The sequence below is a fragment of the Pseudoxanthomonas sp. 3HH-4 genome (genome assembly GCF_006716465.1).
Lineage (GTDB): Bacteria > Pseudomonadota > Gammaproteobacteria > Xanthomonadales > Xanthomonadaceae > Pseudoxanthomonas_A.
This window is the reverse complement of sequence record NZ_VFPB01000002.1, coordinates 339,328-360,830: the sequence shown is the minus strand read 5'-3', so window position 1 is coordinate 360,830 and position 21,503 is coordinate 339,328. Positions and strand designations below refer to the sequence as shown.

The following is a 21,503-nucleotide window of genomic DNA, read 5'->3' as shown; positions in this document are numbered from 1 at the left end:
GCGTGTGGCTCAGCTGCCGCGACGTCCCAGGAAGTCGTCCGGCATCGGTGGCAGGGGCGTGCGCTCGTCGCGGGTTTCTTCCTTCAGCCAGTCGATGAATACCTGCGCCGCGGCGCTCGGTGATTTGTGCGCGGGGTGCACGGCGTAGTACGCGAAGCGCGCCTTCAGGGCAGGACCGGGCAGGCGCACCAGTTCGTAGCGTTGAAGATACGGTTGCGCGATGTGGTGACGTGCAAGCGCAGCACCCACGCCGTACACGGCGGCGCGCATTGCGTCGGTGCTGTCGTTGAAGCTATGCATGGCGGGAAGTCGCAGACCACGTACACCCGCAGCACGGAACCAGTCGCGCCAGCCCTGCAGCGCGAGGTCGGTGACCAGCGGCAACTGCGCGATCTGGCGTGGCTCCCGAACGGCCTCGATCCCGGGCAACGCGGGCGAGGCTACCGGGAATAACTCGTCATCCATCAGATGGTGTGCGGTCAGGCCCGCCCAGTGCCCGGGCCCGTGACGGATGCCCAGTTCCGGACCCTCGTCATCGAACCGCGTCAGCGCGATACCGGTATCGACATGCAGCCGGATGTGCGGATGGCGCGCGCAGAAGCGAGGCAGTCGTGGCAGCAACCAGCAGTAGGCCAGCGAGTGCAGCGTGGTGAGGCGCAGCGTGGTGGTCTTGCCGGCCAATTGCAGATGCGAAGCCACCGCATCGATATCACCCAACGCAGCGTTGGCCGCATCCGCCAGCTGCCGGCCTTCGGCGGTGAGCTTCACGCCACGGGCATGACGCTGGAACAGCACCACGCCCAGCAGCGCCTCCAGCTTGCGCACGTGGTGGCTGACGGCGCTGGCGGTGAGATGCAGCTCGTCGGCCGCATGCGCGAAGTTCTGGTGACGTGCCGCCGCGGCGAAGACGCCGAGGGCGGGCAGCAGGGCGGGGCGCAGGCTCATGGGGGCTCCAGGCACAAGCCAGATTTGTGGCTTGGCCGTATCGTACGCGCTTGCGGGGCCTGTACGTTTGGCCAGAATGGAGGCAGGCACGAACGAGGGTATGGCGATGACGCAGGGAAATGCAGCGGCGGGAACACTCCCCGAGGTGGCCCAACGCGACTGGCGCACGCCGCTGGAGCTGCTGGCCCTGGGCGCGATCTGGGGCAGCTCGTTCCTGTTCATGCGGATCGCGGCCAACCCGTTCGGACCGTTCGCGCTGGTGGAAGTGCGGCTGGCGCTGGGTGCGCTGGTGCTGCTGCCGTTCCTGTGGCGCGAGCGTGCACATTTCAGCGCCGGCATGTGGCCGAAGCTGGCCCTGATCGGCGCGATCAACTCCGCGATTCCCTTCCTGTTGTTCGCCTGGGCCGCACAACGTTCGCCGGCCGCGATCGGTGCGATCTGCAATGCAATGACCGTGTTGTTCGCGGCACTGGTGGGGTTCCTGTTCTTCGGGCAGAAGATCGGGTTGCGGCGTTCGCTTGCGCTGCTGGTAGGGTTCGTCGGCGTGGTCGTGCTGGCCACCAGCAAGGCGGGGGGCCTGAATGTGGGCGGGGCCGTCGTCGCGGGTTCCACGGCGGCGTTGCTCTACGGCGTCGGGGTCAATCTGGTGCGCAGGCATCTGGCGGGGATCCCTCCCGCCGCGGCGGCAGCGGCCACGCTGGGGTGTGCAGCCGTGCTCGTGCTTCCGTTCGCGGCTACGCACTGGCCCACGGCGTCGATCGGCATCGGCGCGTGGAGTGCCGCGATCGCCATCGGAGTGGTCTGCACGGGGTACGCGTTCCTGCTGTATTACCGGTTGATCCAGCGTATCGGCCCCGCGCGTGCGGCGACAGTGACCTATCTGGTGCCGCTGTTCGGCGCGGGCTTTGCGTGGCTGTTCCTGGGTGAGCCGGTCACGCCTGCGATGCTGGCGGCAGGTGCTTTGATCCTGGGCAGCGTGGCGGCGAGCCAGCGCGCATGAACCAGAAGCGCGTGGTGTTCGATTTCGAGATCGACTTCAGCAACGGCGGCGGCCTGCAAGGCCAGGACTTCCGCCTGGACATCGACGGCGACGCCATCACCGACGATGCGTTGGCGGATTACATCGTCCGTGACCTGCGCCTGTTGATGGTGGGCAGCGTGCGCATCCACAACAAGCGCATCATCGAGGAAGCGCACAAGCGCACGGCCTAGGCGAAGACGCCTTGTGCCAGTGCCGACGGTGCGTGCTGGCGCATCAGGTTGTCCACCGTCATCCGCAGCATCGACGGCGAGATGTAGCGATGGTGGACGCCATCGATCGCCGCCATGTAGAACCGGCCGAAAGCATTGCGGCATTGCACGCGCGTGCCCAGCGTGATGTCCACGCTGTCTTCGTTGATCTGCACGCCCACGCACGAACGGAACACCAGGTGGCGGTCGTCCGCGCCCAGCAATACCTGCGCACGCTTGCCGTCCGTGGCGACCTGCTGGCCCAGCACGGGGTAGCGGCCCGCGAACAGCTGTTCGCGCGAGGGCGAGAGCAGCGAGGACACGGGGCACCCCAGCGGTGACGTGCGCAGGCGCAGCGGCCGTACCAGCGCATTGCGCAGGCGCATCAGCTGGGTCACGCCGGTCGGGCGTTGTGTGAGGAATCCTTCCAGCACATCCGCCAGAAGCACGCTGGCCTGCGCATTCCTGCCGATGTCACCGCGCAGCCGCAGGCGGAACGTGTCCTCGTGATGATGCCGAGGCAGGTGCTCCCGCAGCAACGAACCGGCGGGCGGCGTGCACAGGGCTTCCACCGGCGGGCGATGACGCACCACGAATCCCAGACTGCCGCACCACGTCGACAGCACTGCACGGACACGGCCCGCATGGCTACGCAACGCTGCACAAAGCCGCTGCTGCCAGCTGCCCGGCGGTGCGTGCAGCGACAGGCGCGTGGTCGGTATGGACGCGGCATCCAGTGGGTGCCGGGACAGCCAGGCCTGCACGGTGTCGGGCAGGGTCTCGGTCAGGATGGCGAGCGTGGCGTTGCCGGCTAGCACCTCGTCTCGCAGAGGTTCCTTATCCAGCCCGCCGAGTTCATCTGTATGGCACGACAGCGCGAACAGCACCGGATGCCGGCTGCCTTCCTGCAGCGGCGCGAACTGATGCCACGTACCACCACCGAAGCGCACGGTGGAGAGGCAGTCCGCCGGAAGATCCACGTGGTGCAAGGCGGCGATGAAGTGCGCCGGATCCTGCGCGAGCTGCGCATCCGATGCCGTGGAGAAGCGCAGCCGTGCCCCCGCGCTGCCGGTAACGGCAGTGAAGACGCGATGGCCGGCGTGCCGATGGAACGGGTGGCCGCCATTGCCCACCGCGAAGGTATAAAGCGCCGAGCGTTCACCCTGTTCAAAGTCGGGTGACGCCACGCGGGCGGACGGTTCATCCAGTTCGTCCACGAAGCCAGGGTGCGCGCGCTGGCGCATGCTCGCTTCGGCATGCAGGTGGTCACCCGCTCCGTGGCCAAGTTGCGACAGCAGGATCACTTCGACGGGAAGATCGCCGCAATACGAAGGAATGCGGGCGGTGGGAAATCCGGGGACGGCATCGGCAGGGTGGCTCATCGTGCGTTCCTGGCAGAGAAGCGGAAGTCAGCGGGGTTTGGCGGGAGCGGGTTTGCGCGCAGTGACCGCCTGCTTGGCGCGCTGCCGCGACTCGCGTTTCAGCGGCCCCGCCGTGGGGCATACCTCGAAGGCAAAACCGGTCAACGTGTTGATCAGGTTGTCGGGCGTGAGCCGGTAGTAGATGAACTGTCCGCGGCGTTCGCTGGCTACCAGGCCTGCGGCCTCCAGCACCGAAAGATGGCGGGAAATGGCCGGCGCGCTCATCGCGAAGCGCGTGCCGATCTCGCCGGCCGTCAGTTCCTGCGCGGACAAGTACGCCAGGATTTCACGACGCGGGCGCGAGGCGAGGGCGTCGAAGATACGGTCGGTGGCCATAGGTAATTAGATAATTAACGTATTTGCTAAATATCTAATTGTGAGGCCGCGCTGTCAAGCATCGCCGCCATGCGGAGATGCCAGGGGCTCCTGCGGCTTCCGGCTCAGCGCGCGGGCGGCGTCCTGACAGGCAGCGGCACGTTGCACAAGTCGATGTGGCCGGCGGGCTGCACGTACCAGCCATCGCGGCGATTGCGGCGTGCTTCGGTGGCGGCGGCGAAGGTTTTCGAGTCAGTGCGCAGCACCTGCAGCGGCATGCGTTCGCTCTCCGGCATTTCGCTGGCCAGGCGGATGGCGGTGATCGGCGTGCGTTGTTCCGCTTTTTCGTAGAAACCCATCGGCTCCGGCCCGCGGGGGATCGCGCTGAGCAGTTCCATGCCCTTCACCACGCGGCCTACCAGCGTGATGTTGCGGTCCAACTGGCGCGGCGATTGTCCGGTAACCACATACAGTTCGCTGCCGTTGCTGCTGTCGGGCGGGCCGCCGCGGCCGGCACCCAGCGCGCCATAGCAGTGCGCCAGCCATGCCTCGCCGGCTTTCGGATCGCGCGCGGCGGGAAATCCGTCCACGAAGCCGACCTCTGGCGCCCATCCATCCACGTCCGGCAGTCGGGTGAAAGTCAGGCCGGTCGCGGCGCGCGCGAACTCGGCCGGCAGCTTCGTCTTCGCAGTGCCCAGTGACTTGGCTTTTGCTGTGTCTTCCGCATCGGCATCGCCGAACTGCACCACGAAGTTGTCGTGCGAGCGGTAGATGCCCAGGCCGTTCCAGAAGCCCTCGCGCGCCAGTGTGCGGATGTTGGTGACGTGCTCCGGCGCGAATGCCGGGGCCAGTTCGATCACCACGCGGCCGCCGGGCACGTCCATGTACAGCGTGTTGGCAGGCTCCAGCGTGCGCCAGTCCGCATAAGGCGACGCGTCGAGGATCTCCTTCGCACTGGGATGCTTCGGTGGTTCCTCGGCATGCGCGGGGGGAAGGGCGAACAGGCAGGCGAGCAGCAGTGGCGTCAGGCGCATGGCGGGTCCGGTACGGGAGATGCCTCGATTGTAGGGAGGTCGCCGGTCCCAGTGACTACTGGCACACTCGCTATATCAAACTTCGTAATAGCATCGTCTCCAACCTAGCGGGAGTGCCGCGGAGGGGGAGCCATGAGTGAGCCCGATATCCAACTGAAGAAGTTCCAGAAAGAACTGAGTGCCGGCACCGTGTCGCTGGCGTTGCTGGCGGTCCTGGCCCGGGCGGGTGAGCCGCTGTACGGGTACCTGATCGCCAAGCAGCTCGAACGCGTCGGCGACGGCGTGCTCAGCGGCAAGCAAAGCGCGCTTTACCCGGTGCTGCGCAACCTGGAGGGTGGCGGACTGCTGGACAGCTTCGTCGAGCCTTCCGTTGCCGGCCCGCCACGCCGCTACTACCGCATCACCGAGCCAGGGCGGCTGACCCTGCAGTCCTGGATCGCCGCCTGGCGCGCCACCCGTGATTCCGTCGATTCCGTGCTTGAGGGGATTCCTGCATGAACACCACCACTGCCCCGGGCAGTCTGCCCACCACCATTCCCGAATACCTGGATCAGTTGCGCGCCGCGTTGTCGGGCGCCGACAAGGCCATGGTCCAGGATGCCCTGTACGACGCGGAGGAGTACCTGCGCTCTGAAATGGCGGAGAACCCCGGCAAATCGGAAGCCGAGGTGATCGCGTCGGTCGCCGGCAGCTACGGCGCGCCGGAGGAAGTCGCCGACATCTACAGGGAGACCGAGGTCACCGTCGCCAGGGCCTTGCGTGCACCGGTACCGCCGAAGCGCAAGTCGCTGCTGGGCCGCTTCTTCGGTGTCGCCGCCGATGCCCGCACCTACGGCGCGCTGTTCTACATGCTGCTGTCGCTGGCCACCGGCACGTTCTACTTCACCTGGGTCGTGACCGGCGCCAGCCTGTCGGCCGGCCTGCTGATCCTGATCGTCGGCATCCCGCTGCTGCTGCTGTTCCTGATGTCGGTGCGGTTGCTGTCGCTGGTCGAGGGCCGGATGGTGGAAGTGCTGCTCGGCGAGCGCATGCCGCGTCGTCCGCTGTACACGCAGCGCGACAAGCCATGGATGACGCGGTTGAAGGAGCTGTTCACCGATGGCCGTACCTGGACCGCGATGCTTTACCTGTTGCTGATGCATCCGCTGGGCGTTCTGTACTTCTCGGTGGCCATCACGTTGCTGGCCTTGTCGTTGGGATTCATAGCCGCACCGGTGGCGTATTTCCTGCCCTTCGGCTACGTCATGAATTTCGGCGAATGGAACCTGATCACGGAAGCGCCATGGCTGCTGCCGCTGGTGTCCGTCCTCGGCATCGTCCTGCTGTTCGCCACGCTGCACCTGGCGCGTTTCGTCGGCGTTTTCCATGGCTGGCTGGCCAAGCACCTGCTGGTGCGTACGCCGGTGGTGTGAGGAATCGATGTGGGAGCGACGTGAGTCGCGAACGAAAAGGCCGCCTGCGAGGGCGGCCTTTTCGTTTGCCGGCATGGATGTAGCGATGCCGGGAAAGCTTCGCGACTGACGTCGCCCCCACAGTAAACGATGCGTCAGCCGGCGTACTTGGCGATGAAGTCGCGCACCTGCGGGTAGACCTTCTCGCGCCAGCGACGTCCGCTGAAGATGCCGTAATGACCGGCACCTTCGACCGTCAGGTGCTTGTGGTGCGCCTTCGCGATACCAGTGCAGAGGTCATGCGCGGCGGCGGTCTGGCCCTGGCCGGAGATGTCGTCGAGTTCGCCCTCGATGCTCATCAGCGCGGTCTTCCTGATGGCGGCCGGCTTCACCAGTTCGCCATTGACCGTCCATTCGCCGCGCGGCAGCAGGAACTCCTGGAACACGGTGCGGATGGTGTCCAGGTAGTACTCGGCCGGCATGTCGAGCACGGCGTTGTACTCGTCGTAGAACTTGCGATGCGATTCGGCATCCTGCAGGTCGCCCTTCACCAGGTCCGCATAGAAGTCCCAGTGCGACATGAAATGGCGGCTGGGGTTCATCGCAAGGAACCCGGCATGTTGCAGGAAGCCGGGATACACGCGACGGCCTTCGCCGGGGTAGGGCACCGGCACGGCGTGGATGACATTGTTCTCGAACCACGACAGCGGGTTGCGCGTGGCTAGGCTGTTCACTTCGGTCGGGCTGCGGCGCGCGTCGATCGGGCCGCCCATCATCACCAGTGAACGCGGCGTGGCTTCGCCGCGTGCCGCCATCAGCGACACCGCCGCGAGTACCGGCACGGTGGGCTGGCAGACGCTGATGACATGGAGTTTCTCGGCACCGATGTGGCGGATGAACTCCTCCACGTAGGCGACGTAGTCGTCGAGGCTGAAGGGACCTTCCGACGCGGGCACCATGCGCGCGTCCACCCAGTCGGTCACGTAGACCTTGTGGTTGCGCAGCAGGGTGTGCACGGTGTCGCGCAACAGCGTGGCGTGGTGGCCCGACAGCGGCGCCACCACCAGCACCACCGGGTCGTCCTTCAGCAGGGCGATGGTGTCGGCGTCGTCGGTGTAGCGTTTGAAGCGGAGCAGGCGGCAGAACGGCTTCTTCACCGCTTCCAGTTCAACCACGGGCACCGTGCGGCCGTGCGCCTCGACTTCGCGGATGTCCCACGCCGGCTTTTCGTAGTCCTTGCCGATGCGGTGGACGAGTTCATTGCCGGCCGCGATGCGCTCGGCCCCCGGTACGTTCGAGAGCCAACTGGTCGGCGTGGAGAACATCCGTGCGTTGGCTTCGGCCATGTAGGCCAGCGGCGCCATCCATGCGCGTCCGAGTTCGTGCAGTTGGTACAAGGTCATGGCTGTCCGGAATCCCGCTTTTGGTGCACGGTGCTGCGCCGCAGCATACCGCAAAGCCAGTACCGCCGTGCACGCCTGTTCAGGTTATCGGCCGGAAATCCGCAGCCTCCAGCACCGCGACATCGCCCGCCAGGCGCGGGCCCAGCCAGCAATGGTTGCCGATCGACTGGAAGCCCAGTCCATTGAGCGCTTCCCGATACCACGCCGCCTTGCGCGGCTGGAATCCCTCATGGTCGCCCTCGAATTCATCCTCCTTCGCGAAGGTTTCAAGGAAGGCGACACCGCCGCACAGTTCCGCCAGCCCCGGCAGCCCGCGCTTCAGTTCGCGGGTCAGCACGTAATGCAGCACATCCGAGCACACCAGCAGGTCGATCGGCTCGCAGGGGCGCAGGTACTGGAAGTCCTCGAAACGCGCGTAGTGCAGGTTGCGGGTGCGCCCGAAGCGCCGGATCGCGTATTCGCTGCTGTCGAAACCGAGGTACTGCAACTTGGGCCGCAGCTTGAGCAACGGCGCGCGCCACGCGCCTTCGCCGCACCCGATGTCCAGCACCGTGCGGATCGGCCGTTCAAGGTGATACTCGGCCACCGCCACTGCCATCGACACTTTGCGCGCCAGCCGCGGCGCGCCGCCGATGTCGCCGTCGCGATACCAGCGCTGGAAGTAGTCGGCATCGTAGTGCTTGGTCATCGGAAGGTTCGGGAAGAGGGAAGCAAGGTTGTTTCTCGTCATGCCAGCGCTAGCCGGGATCCATTGCGCCGTTGCTCTCCTTGATCTGCAGAGCGACGGGAAAATCAAGTTGGATTCCAGCTTACGCTGGAACGACCGCGCCGTGGCATTCCATTGCGTTGGACAGTCCTTGCGACAGTAGCGGAGAATCCCGCATCACCCTTTCGAGCGGCGGAGCGGCCAGCGTGGACAAAGCCAGCCTTTACCTGTGGGTCAAGACCTTCCATCTCGTCTTCGTCATCGCCTGGATGGCAACGGTGTTCTACCTGCCGCGCATCCTGGTCAACCTGGCCGAGACCACGGGGCAGACCGACGTGCATGCGCGCCTGTTGCTGATGGGGCGCCGGCTGTACGGCTTCGGCCACAGCATGTTCGGCATCGCGGTGATCCTGGGCCTGGTGCTGTGGTTCGGCTTCGGCATCAGCGGTGGCTGGCTGCACGCGAAGCTGATGCTGGTCGCGCTGATGCTGGTGCACTTCATCGTCACCGGCCGCTGGCTGAAGGGCGTGGCGAAGGGCAAGTCGCTACCTTCGCCGACGGCCCTGCGCTGGTTCAACGAGCTGCCCTTGTTCGGCTTGATCGCGGTGGTGTGGTTGGTGCTGGCGAAGCCGTTTTAAAACGATAGTGTCGGCCACCCCGGCGCGAGGATTCAGTTCTTCTCGAAATCCACGGGTTTCGGCAATTCCACCGGCACGCCATTCGCATCGCACGTACCCGCCGCGCACAGGCGCGCGCGCAGCTTCGGGGCGGCCTGCACGATGACGTGGTAGATGGCGTTCTGCTCCATCGTGCCGCGGAAGGCGTCGCTGCCGGGACCGATGGCCCAGATGCCGACATCTTCACCGCCGTGCGATTCGGACTTCAGTGGCACCAGCGCTTCCTGCAGGTAATCCGGGTGCTCGGTGTCGACGTGGCTCAGGTCCGGGCGACCCTCCGACGGTTCGACGCTGCTGGGGGCATGCAGGAACGTTTTGGGCCCCGCAGGCTGGCGATTGCTGGCACCGGTGTAGCCGGGACCATTTGCGTACGTCAGCGTGGTGAACGTCAGGCCGGTCTGGTCGCGGGCGAGGTCGCCGGGGGTGTCGTCTTCGCCGCCCTGGCCGCGCACCTTGCCCAGGATCGGATTGCCGCGCACGGGATAGCCGACGAAGTTGAGCGTGTGCGAATGGTCGGCGGTGACGACGATCAGCGTGTCGTCGCGTGACGTGGCCTCTGTCGCGGCGCGGACGGCATCCGACATCGCCACGGTTTCATCGAGCGCGCGATACGCGTTGCCATAGTGGTTGGCGTGGTCGATGCGCGCGCCTTCCACCAGCAGCACGAAGCCCTCCGGATTGCGCGAGAGCGTGCGGATCGCGCTGCGCGTCAAGTCGGCCAGCGAAGGTTCGCCCTGGTCATCCTTGCGGCGGTCGTGCTCGAACTGCATGTGGTCGTACTCGAACAGACCCAGCAGCTGCGGCGCATCGGCGGCGGCTTCCAACTGCTGCGTGTTCGTGACATACGCGCCCTGGGGATGCGCCTGCTGCCATTCGGTCACCAGGTTGCGGCCATCCAGGCGCTGGCCGACCTTGTCGTCCTCTTCCGGATCGCGCACGTCCACGGGCAGGAACTCGCCGCGTCCGCCACCCAGCACCACCGACGGGCCATGTCCGAAGCGCGCGGCGGCCAGCAATTGCTGTGCAATGTCCTTGCAGCCGGCGTCGGCCGCTTCTACGGGCAGATCGCTGTCGTTTTCCCAATCGCGATGCGAGACATGCGCGTAGGTCGCGGCGGGCGTCGCATGCGTCACGCGGGCGGTGGTGACGACGCCCGTGGCCAGGCCGGCGCTGTCGGCCAGCGTCAGCCAGCTGAGCAGGTCCTTGCTGCCGTCGGGCGTGCATTCGCCCTTGCGGCCGGCCGACACGCCGATGGCACCCATGTGCGACTTCACGCCGCTGGCGATGGCGGTCATGGTGCCGGCCGAGTCGGGCGTCTGCGAATCGGTGTTGTAGGTCTTGCTGAAGGCGGTATGCGGGAAGTGCTCCCAGCTCAGCAGGTTCTCCTCGCCCGGCATGCCTTTGCGCTGGCCTTCGAAGATGCGCGCGGCGGCCACCGTGGTCAGGCTCATGCCGTCGCCGAGGAAGACGATGACGTTCTTAGCCTTGCCCTGCATCGCGCCATGGGCGGCGGCCTTCGCCGCACCATTCCGATACCACCATTGCGGCGTTTCGCCCTGCGGGTGGGTCACCGGTGCGACATCGACATGGATGACGGAGGGCGTGGCGGGCGAGCTGCTGGCGCAACCGGCCAGCGCGGTGAGCAGGGTCATGCCGGCGAGCGGCGACACGAAAGAACGCAGGTGCATGGCGAACCGGGGAAAGGCGGACGCGCCATTATGCCGTCCGGGCAGTGTCCTGTTCATGACACCCGGCATTCCGCCGGCATGGTCGCCCCGCTCGGAGTCATGGGCTAAGGTGTCGCGTCCGTTTTTCTGAGGCGCGGTGGATGAGTCTGGTCTCGGCCTGGTTGAGGATTCCGTTCTGGCAGCGCGTCGTCGCCGGCTTCGTGCTGGGCGCGCTGGCGGGATGGCTGCTGGGACCGGCCTCCGGTATCTGGCTCAAGCCGCTAGGCGATCTCTACGTCACACTTATCAAGATGATCGCGGTGCCGCTGGTCTTCTTCGCGGTGATCAATGCCGTATCCAGCCTGCACGGGCAGAAGTCGGTGGCCGCGCTGGGCGGGCGCACGTTCCTGTGGTTCGCCACGACGGCCGCGCTCGCGGTCTGTGTCGGCCTGGCCGTGGGCTGGGTGGTGCAGCCTGGCAAGGGCCTGACGGGCCTGATGATGGCGCCGGACTATCAGGTACGCGAAGTGCCAACGCCTGTGCAGGTGCTGCTGGACATCGTGCCGGCCAATCCGTTCAAGGCGCTCACCGAGGGCAAGATCCTGCAGGTGATCTTCTTCGCCGGCCTGCTGGGCTTCGCGCTCGTCAAGCTGGGCGAACGCAGCGCGGGCCTGCGCAAGCTTGCGGGCGAGGCAAGCGACACCATGGTGCAGGTCACGCGCTTCGTGCTGGAGATGACGCCGATCGGTACGTTCGGCCTGATCGGCAGTCTGGTTGGCACCTATGGATTCGAGAAGCTGTTGCCGCTGGGCAGCTACATCGGCGCGCTCTACCTGGCTTGCGCGCTGCACATCGTCGTCGTATACGGCAGCCTGCTGCTGGCGCACGGACTGAACCCGTGGAAGTTCTTCCGCGGCGCCGCGCCGGGCATGCAGGTGGCGTTCGTCAGTTCGTCGAGCTTCGCTTCGATGCCGGTCGCGCTGCGCAGCGTCACCCACAACCTGGGCGTGGACAAGGACTATGCCGCGTTCGCGGTGCCGCTGGGCGCCAGCATCAAGATGGACGGGTGTGGTGCGATCTACCCGGCGCTCACTTCGATCTTCGTGGCCCAGTACTTCGGGCTGGACCTGTCGGCGAACCAGTACTTCGTCATCCTGCTGGCGTCGGTGCTGGGCAGCTTCGGCACGGCCGGCGTACCCGGAACGGCGACGGTGATGGTCACGCTGGTGCTGAGCGCGGCCAACCTGCCGCTGGAGGGTATCGGCCTGCTGGTGGCGATCGACCGCATCCTGGACATGATGCGCACGATGACCAACGTGACCGGCCAGATGCTGGTGCCGGTGCTGGTGGCGAAGGAGACTGGGCTGCTGGATCGCGATATCTACGAAAACGCGTCGAGCAATGTCGGTCTCGAGGATGATGCCGCCCCGACGCCATGAATGCCGATGCGATCCAACTAGTGGATTCCTTTCCCGATGCAGCCACCTATCGTCGGCTGCGGGTCGAGGCAGGACTGTCGCCCAAGACGCAGGAAGCCGCCGAGCGCGGCCTGGCCAACACGCTGTACGGTGTCAGCTTGGTGAAGGCAGGTAACGTGATTGGCATGGGGCGCGTGATTGGCGACAACGGCACGGTGTTCGTCATCGTGGACATCGCAGTGCGGCCCGACCATCAGGGCCAAGGGCAGGGCAGGCGCATCATGGCGGCATTGGATGCGTGGCTGCGCGCGAATGCACCTGTGTCCGCGTACGTCATGCTGATCGCCGATGGTGAAGCAAGGCATCTCTACTGCCGCTTCGGGTTCGTCGAAACGGCGCCCGCCTCGGTCAGCATGGCCTATGTAGCCAATGGCCCTCGGGGACCCTAGGTCGTCGCGGTCTTGTCCCGCGACACCCACCACGCGAACACGCCTGCAGTGACAAACATCAGCAGGCTGTAGACCGCCGCTGGCACCGAGATGGTCGCGTTCTGCAGTACGTTGAGTGCGATGAAGATCGCCAGCGTGCCGTTGTGGATGCCGATCTCCATGGCGATGGCGATGGCCTGCTTCTTCGGCAGGCGCAGCGCCAGCGGCGCCGCATAGCCGGCGCCCATGCTGGCCAGGTTGAACAACAGGCAGGCCAGGCCGACGATGGCGAAGTAGGTGGTCAGCGTTTTCCACTCCTGCGCCACCGCCGCGACCACCAGCAAGGCCAGCACCAGCACCGACAGCAGGCGGATGGGCTTCTCGGTGCGTGCTGCGAACCCTGCCGCCTTGGCACGGATGACCATGCCGAGGGCAACCGGCAGCAGGATGATGGCGGCAACCTCGACGACTTTCTTCGTCGGCGGCGGTACGTACTGACCGGCGCCGAGGAAGTACTCCAGGGAAAGGTTGAGGATCACCGGCAGCGTCAGCAGGCAGAGCAGGCTGTTGATCGCGGTCAGGGTGATGTTCAGCGCGACGTCGCCGCGCGCGAGGTGGCTGTAGATGTTGGCGGTGGCGCCGCCTGGCGAGGCGGCCAGCAGCATCAGGCCTACTGCGAGTTCCGCAGGCAGGCCGAAGCCGAGTGCCAGGCCGAACGCGACCCACGGCAGTACCAGTGTCTGCAAGGCGAGCCCGATCAGCACCGCGCGTGGATAGCGCGCCACGCGACGGAAATCCTCAAGCGTCAGTCCCAGACCCAGCCCGAGCATGATGATGCCCAGGGCCAACGGCAACAACAGATTGGTCAGCAGTGATGCCTGCATCGCGTACGACTCCCCTTCGGCGCGAAAAATTGGATGCGCCGTCACGGCGCAATCGCCGGAGGATGGAGGCAAGCCGGCGCGCGATGCAAGCTGCGGCGCACAGAAGAAGATAAAGAAGAAGGCCGCGCAGGGCGGCCTTCCTCATCGTTGCAGTGACATGCGTGCGGTCACATCGCGACGCGGCGCGCACTCAGGTAGCGATTGGCCCAGTAGCCTGTAAGCAGCGTGTCCACGCGTACATCCTTGCCGCGGCTGGGCGAATGCAGGAAACGACCTTCGCCGACGTAGATGCCCACGTGGTTCACCCGGCCTTTCAGCCCGAAGAACACCAGATCACCCTGACGCAGGTCCTCGCGCGCACCGACCATTTCCGCGTCGGCCTTGGCGGCCATGTCGCGGGAGACGCGCGGCAGTTCGATGCCCAGCGCGGTGCGGAAGACGTAACCGACCAGACCACTGCAATCGAAACCGCTGTCGGGCGAGGTGCCGCCCCAGCGGTACGGCGTGCCCATCAGGGCCAGTGCGCGTTGCAGTACGGCTTGGACCTTGCCGCCCTGCTGCTCCTGCGCGACAACGCCTTCCTTGCTCAGGTCGTAGGCGGCCAGCAGCTTGCTGATGTCACCGGCCACCATCGCGGAACGATCGACCAGCGGCAGCGTGTCGCTGGCGGCCAGGCGCGGGAGCAGGGCGGAGAGGGTGGCGGTCGCGGCCTCGGCGGCCTTTTCCTTGACGCTGGCGGTGACTGACTTCGCGGCCGGGGCCGGGGCCGGGGCCACCACATCGCTGGATGCCGGTGTTGATGCGGACTCGACGGCGGTCGGGGCAGTCTGGGCCTGCGCCACGGAAGCCATGGCGCACAGGCCAAGGCCCAAAAGAAGTCGGGAAACCCTCCGCGGCAGGCGGTGGGTGGCGGCAGGCTGGCCTGTTGGCAGGTCGTCGTCGGTCGTCACGCGCGGGAGGGGTTTAACAAGTCAGGGGCGATAATGCCGGCTGATCGGACCGATTTGGTTCAGAAATCGTTATTTATTCGTTAAATGTGAACGTTGCGCGTCACAGACTTGACCGATTCCTAACGAAGGACGCGTTTTGCGCCGCTGTAATGGTCCCGCCAGTAGGGGCCGTCCAGATGGTCGAGCCGGACCGTACCGCCCGTACTCGGGGCATGCACGAACCGGCCCTCGCCCACGTAGATCCCCACATGGGTCACGTTGCCGCGACTGCCGAAGAACACCAGGTCTGCGGGCGCGAGGCGGCGTGGTTCGATCCTGGGTCCCTGCACCTGCGCCAGTTCCCGCGAGGTGCGCGGCAGGCGCACATCCAGCATGTCCCGATAGACGTAGGTCACCAGGCCGCTGCAGTCGAAGCCGGATTCGGGCGTGTTGCCGCCGTAGCGGTAGGGCGTGCCCACCAGGCCGATCGCGCGCATCAGGACGGAGGTCGCGGCGGCGGGATCGTCCGCCTGCACCACCGGCCACGCGCGCTGCGCGGAGGGCGGTGGCGACGTGCGGGCCTGGGGCTTGGAGCTGCCACAGCCGGCCAGGGTGATCAGACTGGCGCAGAGCAAGAGGACGGCCCAGCACCGAAGTGGCGCGGGCAGGGGCAAGCCGGGATAATGTCGGGCCTTCATCGCGGCGCATCTTCGCCGCATTCCCTTGCGGTCCACAAGCCGCGCCCGTCCTGCCCGCCGGCAGGCCCCGTCCAGAGTCCCGCATGAAAATCGCAAAAGACAGCGTCGTCCGTTTCCATTACACCGTGTCCGAAGCCGGCCAGGAGCCGATCGAAAGCTCGAAGGACCGCGAGCCGCTGGCGATCCTGATCGGCCACGGCAACATCATCCCGGGCCTCGAGAACGCGATGCAGGACCGCGAGGCCGGCGAGAGCTTCGGGGTGGACGTGGCTGCAGCCGACGCCTACGGCGAGCGCCGTGACGGCCTGAGCCAGCGCGTGCCCAAGAAGCACTTCGGCAACCAGCGCCTGGTGCCGGGCCAGCAGGTGGTGCTGCAGACCAACTTCGGCCCGCGCGCCGTGACCATCCAGAAGGTCGGCATGAGCGTGGTGGACGTGGACCTCAACCATCCGATGGCAGGCAAGGACCTGCACTTCGACGTGGAGATCGTGGAAGTGCGCGAAGCCAGCGCCGAGGAACTCGAGCACGGCCATGTGCACGGCGACGGCGGTCATCACCACTGAGTCGCGCGGCATCGTGTAATCCAGACGGCCCGCGCGAGCGGGCCGTTTCTTTTTGCAGGCGGGATGTGGCGTCGCGCATGGTCTAATCGGAGCGAAGACATCAGGGGATGGCAATGGCGGCGACAATCACGGACAACCTGGCGCCCATCGCGGTGGCCGAGCGCATCGAAGCGATGGATGTGCTGCGCGGCTTCGCGCTGTTCGGCATCCTGCTGATGAACCTGGAAGGCTTCGTGGGGCCGGTGCTGGCGGCGGGTACGGGCCTGGACCCTAAGCTTGTGGGGATGGACCGCACCGTTGACCTGCTGGTGTACGTGCTGGTGCAAGGCAAGTTCTATACGCTCTTCTCGCTGTTGTTCGGTATGGGCTTCGCGGTCATGTCGCAGCGTGCCGAACAAGCGTCGCGGCCCTTCGCAGGGGTGTACTGGCGCCGCGGCCTGGTGCTGCTCGCCCTGGGCGCGGTTCACGCGCTCTTCGTATGGGCGGGCGACATCCTGATGATGTATGCCCTGTGTTCCTTCCTGCTGCTGGCGTTCCGGCCATTGCCGTACCGCTGGTATGTCTGGCTCGGCCTGGGGGCGTACGCCATGCCGATCGGCTTCATGTTCCTGATGGGCGGCATGGGCTCGCTGCTGGCGGGGACCGAAGGCTGGGACAAGGCCATGGGCGAGATCGGTACGCAGATGCAGGTGCTGATCGACAACGAGCGCGTCGCGTACGGCAGTGGCAGCTATGCGGACGCCACCTGGCAGCGCCTGAAGAGCACGGGCATGTTGCTCAGCAACATCACCATGTTCGGCTTCATCGCGTTCGGTCTGTTCTTGCTGGGCGCGTGGTTCGTGCGCAGTGGCGCCATCGCACGCCCCGGAGAATTTCCGCGCATGTATGCGACCCTGCGCTGGGCGGCATGGCCGCTGGGGTTGCTGACCATGCTGGGCTCGGTGGCGCTGGCACCCACGATGGATTTCGCCACGTTCAACCTGCGGGTGTCCACGGCATTCGCGCTGCAGATGCTGGCGAACCTGCTGATGTGCCTGGGCTATGTGGCGTGGGTGATGCGTGCATTGGCATCGGCGCCGTGGCAGCGGCTGCTCGCCTGGCTGGCGCCCACGGGGCGCATGGCGCTGACCAACTATCTGATGCAGTCGCTGGTGTGCACATGGATCTTCTACGGCTATGGCCTCGGCTATTTCGAGCAGTTGCCGCGCGCGTGGCAACCGGTGTTCGCGGTGGTGCTGTTCGGCCTGCAGGTGGCGTTGAGCCGGCTCTGGCTGTCGCGGTTCCGGTTCGGTCCCCTCGAATGGCTGTGGCGTTCGCTGACGTACGCGGAGCTGCAACCTTTGCGGCTTCGCGCAGGGTGATAGCGACTAGACTGACAGGGTGGATATTCCCCGCGACGACGTCCTGATCATCGGTGGCGGTGCCATTGGCCTGGCGACCGCGCTGGCACTGCTCGAAGCAGGCCGGGGCGTGCGCGTGCTGGACGCCGCCGGCGTCGGCGGCGGCGCCTCGCATGGCAACTGCGGCACCATCACGCCCAGCCACGCGCCACCCCTGGCCGCGCCGGGCGTGGTGGCACAGGCATTGAGGTGGATGTTCACGCCGGATGCGCCGCTCTACCTCAAGCCCCGCGTCGATCCCGCGCTGTGGCACTGGCTGCTGCGCTTCGCCGCACGCTGCAACCTGCGCGATTGGCGCCGCAGCACGCAGGCACGAGCCGCATTGCTCAACGATGCGCGTGGCCGGTTGGCGGACTGGGTAGACCGCTATCGACTGGACTGCGAGTTCGAGGAGGAGGGGCTCGACTACGTGTTTCGCGATCCCCGCAGATTCCAGCGCCATGTGGACGAATGCGGGGCGCTGGCGGAATTCGGCATTGCCACGCAGGTATTCGGGGGTGGGGACTACGAGCGCGAAGAACCCGCCATGCTGCCCGGCGTCGCGGGCGCCATCCGGTTTCCCGGCGATGCGCGACTGCGTCCGGACCGTTACGTGGCGGAACTTGCGCGCGTGGTGCGGGAGCGCGGGGGTGTCATCGAAGAATACTGTCGCGTGGAAAGGCTCGAAACGACCTCCACCGGCGTACGGCTGACAACGGCGCAGGGAGCGCGTGCAGGGCATGATGCCGTCATCGCACTGGGCGCCTGGACGCCTGCGTTCGCGCACACGCTGGGATTGAAGGCGCCCATCCAGCCGGGCAAGGGTTATTCGATCACCTATGCGCGGCCAGTGCGCGTACCGCGCCACCCGATGGTGCTGAAGGATCGCTCGGTCTGCGTGACCGTGTGGGAAAGCGGCTTCCGCTTGGGCAGCACGATGGAGTTCTCGGGCCTTGACGACACGCTCAACGAGACGCGGCTGGCTGCCCTCGAACGCGGGGCGCGCGAGTTCCTGCATGAGCCCTTCGGGGCACAGGTGCACGAGCGCTGGTGCGGGTGGCGCCCGATGACATGGGATGATCTTCCGTTGCTGGGGCGCGCACCTGGCCATCGTCACGTGTGGATGGCGACGGGCCACGGCATGCTCGGTATCAGCATGAGCACCGCAACTGGCCAGCTCATAGCCGACCTGATGACGGGCCGATCACCGGCGCTCGATCCCTTGCCCTACCGACCGGAGCGATTTGCATGAAGCCACAGGAATTCGACCTGATCGTGATGGGGGGCGGCTCGGGCGGTCTGGCCGGCGCTTTCCGCGCGGCGTCGCATGGCGCGAAGGTGGCCTTGCTGGAACCCAGGGAACTGGGAGGCACCTGCGTCAACGTGGGCTGCGTGCCCAAGAAGGCGATGTGGCTGGCGGCCGAACTGTCGCAGAAGATCGCCTTGGCATCATCGCTGGGCTTCGACGTTTCGCCGCCCACGCTGGACTGGAAGGAGTTCATCGTCCATCGCCAGCGCTACATCGCCGGCATCCATGCCAGCTATCGCAAGCGGCTGGATGAAAGTGGCGTGGTGCTGATGCCTTGCCATGGCCGTTTCAGCGACGCGCGCACCGTGGTCAACGCAGACGGCGTGGCGCTGCAAGGCAGGCAGGTGCTGATTGCGACAGGGGGCCGGCCATCGCGACCGGAGATTCCCGGGGCTGGACTCGGCATGGTCTCGGATGACTTCTTCAACCTGTGCGCGGCGCCTCCCCGCGTAGCGATCGTGGGCGGTGGTTACGTCGCGATCGAACTGGCCGGCGTGTTGCAGGCGCTGGGCAGCCAGGTGGAACTTTTCGTGCGCGGTCATCGTTTGTTGGATGGCTTCGACGAGCAGATCACCGCGGAGCTGGCGGATGACGTGCGCCAGCACGGGGTTCGCCTGCATTTCGGACATGCCGTGGCAGCGTTGGAAGAGGCGTCCGGGGGCGGAGTGACGGTACTGGCGGTGGACGGGACGCGCAGCGAGCGCTTCGACGCGCTGATTTTCGCGACGGGACGTACACCCAACACGTCCGGCATGGGTCTGGAGAATGCTGGCGTGGCGACCGATGCGCGTGGATTCGTCCAGGTGGATGCGTACCAGCGCACCTCGGTCGACGGGATCTGCGCCGTGGGTGACGTGACGGGGCAGGCCGCGTTGACCCCGGTGGCCATTGCAGCCGCGCGTCGCCTGATGGACCGTGTCTTCGGTGGACAGGCCGATGCGAAGCTGGACTATCGCAACATCGCCACGGTGGTGTTCTCCCATCCGCCGGTCGGAAAAGTGGGGCTGACCGAAGCGGAGGCGCGCGCCTGCTTCGGCGATCAGGTGAGCGTATATGCGACGCGCTTCAGGCCGATGCTGCATGCACTGGCCGATTCGCCGCAGCGCAGCCTGTTCAAGCTGGTCTGCACGGGCGACGACCGGCGAGTGGTCGGACTGCATCTGCTGGGCGAGGGGGCTGACGAAATGCTGCAGGGGTTCGCGGTGGCGTTGAAGAAGGGCATCACCCTGGCCGACCTGCACGACACGATGGCCATCCACCCCACCAGCGCCGAGGAAGTGGTGCTCCTGCGGTGACGCCTGCCACGGTAGGTGCGGCGATACAATGGCGGCATGGATACCTACACCCTGCATCGCGGCACGGCGCCGCTGCTCATCAGCCTGCCGCATCACGGCACCGCGCTGCCGGATGACCTCGTTGCGCGCCTGACGACGGAGGCATGCTGCGTGCCGGATACCGATTGGCATGTCGCCGACCTGTATGCCTTCGCGCGCGGACTTGGCGCGTCGATCATCGTGCCTGCGTACTCGCGCTACGTGATAGACCTCAACCGGCCCGAGGATGATGTCTCGCTCTATCCGGGCCAGAACACCACTGGCCTGTGCCCCACCGTGCGTTTCAGCGGCGAGCCGGTCTATCTGCCGGGACAGGAGCCGACGCCGGAGGAGATCGCGGCACGCGTGGACACCTACTGGCGCCCCTATCATCGAGCCCTGCAGGCCGAGATCGCGCGTCTCCACGAAGCACACGGGCGCGTCGTGTTGTGGGAAGGCCACTCCATCCGAAGCGAGGTGCCGTTCCTGTTCGAGGGTCGCTTGCCGGATTTCAACCTCGGTACTGCTGGTGGCATGAGCTGTTCGCCAGGCTTGCAGCACGCACTGGAAAGCGTGCTTGCGTCGCAGGCGGACTTCAGCTTCGTCGTGAATGGTCGATTCCGCGGCGGTTACATCACCCGCCATTACGCCGATGTCACCCGGGGCATCCAGGCGGTGCAGCTCGAACTGGCGCAGCTGAACTACATGGACGAAGACAGCTTCGCCTACTTGCCCGAGCGCGCCGCGCGCACGCGGGTGCTGATCCACCGCCTGCTGGAATGCACGCTGGCGTGAAGCGGTCGCCATGACACAGCCGCAAGCGGAAGACGAACTGGCGCAGCCACTCGACGTGGCGCCGGCCGAGGCAGTGGAAGCGCCGCAGGCGCGGCCGGGCCTGCACGCGGTCAGCCGCTCCGGCCTGCTGCTCGCCGCCTTGGGTGCCATCGCCTTTTCCGGCAAGGCGATCATCGTCAAGCTGGGCTATCGCTACGGTGCCGACGCGGTGACCTTGCTGGCGCTGCGCATGCTGGTCGCGTTCCCGTTCTTCCTGCTGATGGGGTTCTGGGCCGCGCGGCGCAGCGAGGCACTGTCGAAGGATGACGTGGGCAGAATCCTGCTGCTGGGTTTCCTCGGCTACTACCTGGCCAGTTTCCTCGACTTCGCGGGTCTGGCCTACATCACCGCCACGCTGGAGCGGTTGATCCTGTACCTCACGCCGACGCTGGTGGCGCTGATCGGCTGGTTGGCGTTCCGCAGGCGCATCTCGCGCAGACAGGCGTGCGCGCTGGTGGTCAGCTATGCCGGCGTGGCCCTGGCGTTCGGTCATGACCTGCGGGCAGGCGGTTCCAACATCGCGCTCGGCAGCGTGCTGGTATTCGGCAGCGCGCTGGCCTATGCGCTCTATCTCGTCGGCAGCGGCGAAGTGGTCGCACGCGTGGGCGCGGTACGTCTGACCGCATACGCCAGCAGCGTGGCCAGCGTGCTTTGCCTGCTGCAGTTCCTGCTGCTCCGACCGCTCGACGCACTGGTGCTGTCGTGGGAGGTGTACGCGCTGTCGCTGGTCAACGGCACGCTTTGTACGGTATTACCGGTGCTGGCGGTCATGATGGCCGTAGCCCGGATCGGTTCCGCACTGGCGGCGCAGGTCGGCATGATTGGCCCGGTGTCGACCATCGTGCTCAGCCTGTTGTTGCTGGGCGAGCCGATGGGTCCGTGGCAGATCGCGGGTACGGTGCTGGTGATGGCGGGCGTTTTCGTGGTGTCGCAGCAGAAGCCCATCGCGCGCTGAGTAT

General features: G+C 66.3%; 23 protein-coding genes. 13 read left to right on the top strand and 10 right to left on the bottom strand.

Annotated elements, in window-relative coordinates:
- Window positions 1-9: 9 nt before the first annotated feature.
- A complete protein-coding gene (locus FB548_RS09065; protein ID WP_142124449.1) occupies window positions 10-945 on the bottom strand; it encodes a LysR substrate-binding domain-containing protein in 936 nt (311 codons plus the stop codon).
- A gap of 106 nt (window positions 946-1,051) precedes the next feature.
- Here FB548_RS09065 and FB548_RS09060 point away from each other — a divergent pair, with 106 nt between their 5' ends.
- Together FB548_RS09060 and FB548_RS09055 are read left to right on the top strand one after the other, a co-directional pair.
- Window positions 1,052-1,945, top strand: coding sequence for a DMT family transporter (locus tag FB548_RS09060; protein ID WP_142124448.1), 894 nt, complete (start codon window positions 1,052-1,054; stop codon window positions 1,943-1,945).
- Complete coding sequence (locus FB548_RS09055; protein ID WP_142124447.1) at window positions 1,942-2,157, top strand: cyclase; 216 nt, start codon at window positions 1,942-1,944, stop codon at window positions 2,155-2,157. Before FB548_RS09060 ends, FB548_RS09055 begins: the two co-directional genes overlap by 4 nt.
- Here FB548_RS09055 and FB548_RS09050 read toward each other — a convergent pair.
- From FB548_RS09050 to FB548_RS09040, 3 genes are all read right to left on the bottom strand, one after another.
- Complete coding sequence (locus FB548_RS09050; RefSeq protein WP_142124446.1) at window positions 2,154-3,557, bottom strand: DUF2867 domain-containing protein; 1,404 nt, start codon at window positions 3,555-3,557, stop codon at window positions 2,154-2,156. The two genes, FB548_RS09055 and FB548_RS09050, sit on opposite strands and share 4 nt — an antisense overlap.
- 27 nt (window positions 3,558-3,584) lie before the next feature.
- Complete coding sequence (locus FB548_RS09045) at window positions 3,585-3,932, bottom strand: metalloregulator ArsR/SmtB family transcription factor (RefSeq protein WP_142124445.1); 348 nt, start codon at window positions 3,930-3,932, stop codon at window positions 3,585-3,587.
- Between the two features lie 104 nt (window positions 3,933-4,036).
- On the bottom strand, window positions 4,037-4,945 hold the full coding sequence (locus FB548_RS09040; RefSeq protein ID WP_142124444.1) for a peptidylprolyl isomerase: 909 nt from the start codon (window positions 4,943-4,945) through the stop codon (window positions 4,037-4,039).
- Between the two features lie 132 nt (window positions 4,946-5,077).
- Between FB548_RS09040 and FB548_RS09035 the strand changes: the two genes are divergently transcribed.
- Complete coding sequence (locus tag FB548_RS09035; RefSeq protein WP_142124443.1) at window positions 5,078-5,443, top strand: PadR family transcriptional regulator; 366 nt, start codon at window positions 5,078-5,080, stop codon at window positions 5,441-5,443.
- Window positions 5,440-6,357 carry a sensor domain-containing protein gene (locus tag FB548_RS09030; RefSeq protein ID WP_142124442.1) on the top strand — a complete coding sequence of 306 codons (918 nt, stop codon included), beginning with the start codon at window positions 5,440-5,442 and terminating at the stop codon, window positions 6,355-6,357. Before FB548_RS09035 ends, FB548_RS09030 begins: the two co-directional genes overlap by 4 nt.
- A 134-nt stretch (window positions 6,358-6,491) precedes the next feature.
- On the opposite strand, the gene phaZ is transcribed toward FB548_RS09030, so the two are convergent.
- A complete protein-coding gene (gene phaZ, locus FB548_RS09025) occupies window positions 6,492-7,739 on the bottom strand; it encodes a polyhydroxyalkanoate depolymerase (protein ID WP_142124441.1) in 1,248 nt (415 codons plus the stop codon).
- Window positions 7,740-7,818: 79 nt separating this feature from the next.
- Complete coding sequence (locus tag FB548_RS09020) at window positions 7,819-8,427, bottom strand: class I SAM-dependent methyltransferase (protein WP_142124440.1); 609 nt, start codon at window positions 8,425-8,427, stop codon at window positions 7,819-7,821.
- A 224-nt stretch (window positions 8,428-8,651) separates the two neighbouring features.
- On the opposite strand from FB548_RS09020, the gene FB548_RS09015 reads away from it, so the two are divergent.
- The gene (locus tag FB548_RS09015; protein WP_142124439.1) at window positions 8,652-9,083 is read left to right on the top strand and encodes a CopD family protein; all 432 of its coding nucleotides are present in this window, start codon (window positions 8,652-8,654) and stop codon (window positions 9,081-9,083) included.
- Window positions 9,084-9,115: 32 nt separating this feature from the next.
- Here FB548_RS09015 and FB548_RS09010 read toward each other — a convergent pair whose 3' ends face one another.
- Complete coding sequence (locus FB548_RS09010; protein ID WP_255470489.1) at window positions 9,116-10,774, bottom strand: alkaline phosphatase; 1,659 nt, start codon at window positions 10,772-10,774, stop codon at window positions 9,116-9,118.
- Between the two features lie 176 nt (window positions 10,775-10,950).
- On the opposite strand from FB548_RS09010, the gene FB548_RS09005 reads away from it, so the two are divergent.
- Window positions 10,951-12,228, top strand: coding sequence for a dicarboxylate/amino acid:cation symporter (locus FB548_RS09005; RefSeq protein ID WP_142124437.1), 1,278 nt, complete (start codon window positions 10,951-10,953; stop codon window positions 12,226-12,228).
- A complete protein-coding gene (locus FB548_RS09000) occupies window positions 12,225-12,656 on the top strand; it encodes a GNAT family N-acetyltransferase (protein WP_142124436.1) in 432 nt (143 codons plus the stop codon). The genes FB548_RS09005 and FB548_RS09000 overlap by 4 nt, the downstream gene beginning before the upstream one ends.
- On the opposite strand, the gene FB548_RS08995 is transcribed toward FB548_RS09000, so the two are convergent.
- From FB548_RS08995 to FB548_RS08985, 3 genes are all read right to left on the bottom strand, one after another.
- On the bottom strand, window positions 12,653-13,519 hold the full coding sequence (locus FB548_RS08995; RefSeq protein WP_142124435.1) for a bile acid:sodium symporter family protein: 867 nt from the start codon (window positions 13,517-13,519) through the stop codon (window positions 12,653-12,655). The genes FB548_RS09000 and FB548_RS08995 overlap by 4 nt on opposite strands.
- 167 nt (window positions 13,520-13,686) lie before the next feature.
- Window positions 13,687-14,370, bottom strand: a complete 684-nt coding sequence (locus FB548_RS08990) for a C40 family peptidase (RefSeq protein WP_142124434.1) — start codon at window positions 14,368-14,370, stop codon at window positions 13,687-13,689.
- A 218-nt stretch (window positions 14,371-14,588) separates the two neighbouring features.
- Window positions 14,589-15,146: a C40 family peptidase gene (locus FB548_RS08985; RefSeq protein ID WP_142124433.1), complete on the bottom strand. Its 558-nt coding sequence runs from the start codon at window positions 15,144-15,146 to the stop codon at window positions 14,589-14,591.
- 83 nt (window positions 15,147-15,229) lie between these two features.
- Here FB548_RS08985 and FB548_RS08980 point away from each other — a divergent pair, with 83 nt between their 5' ends.
- The 6 genes from FB548_RS08980 to FB548_RS08955 all read left to right on the top strand — a co-directional run bounded on the left by FB548_RS08980 (window position 15,230) and on the right by FB548_RS08955 (window position 21,499).
- Window positions 15,230-15,709 (top strand): peptidylprolyl isomerase, encoded by a 480-nt coding sequence (locus FB548_RS08980; RefSeq protein ID WP_142124432.1) that lies wholly within the window; start codon window positions 15,230-15,232, stop codon window positions 15,707-15,709.
- Between the two features lie 113 nt (window positions 15,710-15,822).
- On the top strand, window positions 15,823-17,070 hold the full coding sequence (locus tag FB548_RS08975; protein WP_142124431.1) for a DUF418 domain-containing protein: 1,248 nt from the start codon (window positions 15,823-15,825) through the stop codon (window positions 17,068-17,070).
- Window positions 17,071-17,089: 19 nt separating this feature from the next.
- Window positions 17,090-18,340, top strand: a complete 1,251-nt coding sequence (locus FB548_RS08970) for an FAD-dependent oxidoreductase (protein WP_142124430.1) — start codon at window positions 17,090-17,092, stop codon at window positions 18,338-18,340.
- Window positions 18,337-19,692, top strand: a complete 1,356-nt coding sequence (gene gorA / locus FB548_RS08965; protein ID WP_142124429.1) for a glutathione-disulfide reductase — start codon at window positions 18,337-18,339, stop codon at window positions 19,690-19,692. Before FB548_RS08970 ends, gorA begins: the two co-directional genes overlap by 4 nt.
- 36 nt (window positions 19,693-19,728) lie before the next feature.
- Window positions 19,729-20,505, top strand: coding sequence for an N-formylglutamate deformylase (hutG, locus tag FB548_RS08960; protein WP_142124428.1), 777 nt, complete (start codon window positions 19,729-19,731; stop codon window positions 20,503-20,505).
- 10 nt (window positions 20,506-20,515) lie between these two features.
- Window positions 20,516-21,499, top strand: a complete 984-nt coding sequence (locus FB548_RS08955) for a DMT family transporter (RefSeq protein ID WP_142124427.1) — start codon at window positions 20,516-20,518, stop codon at window positions 21,497-21,499.
- Window positions 21,500-21,503: the final 4 nt, after the last annotated feature.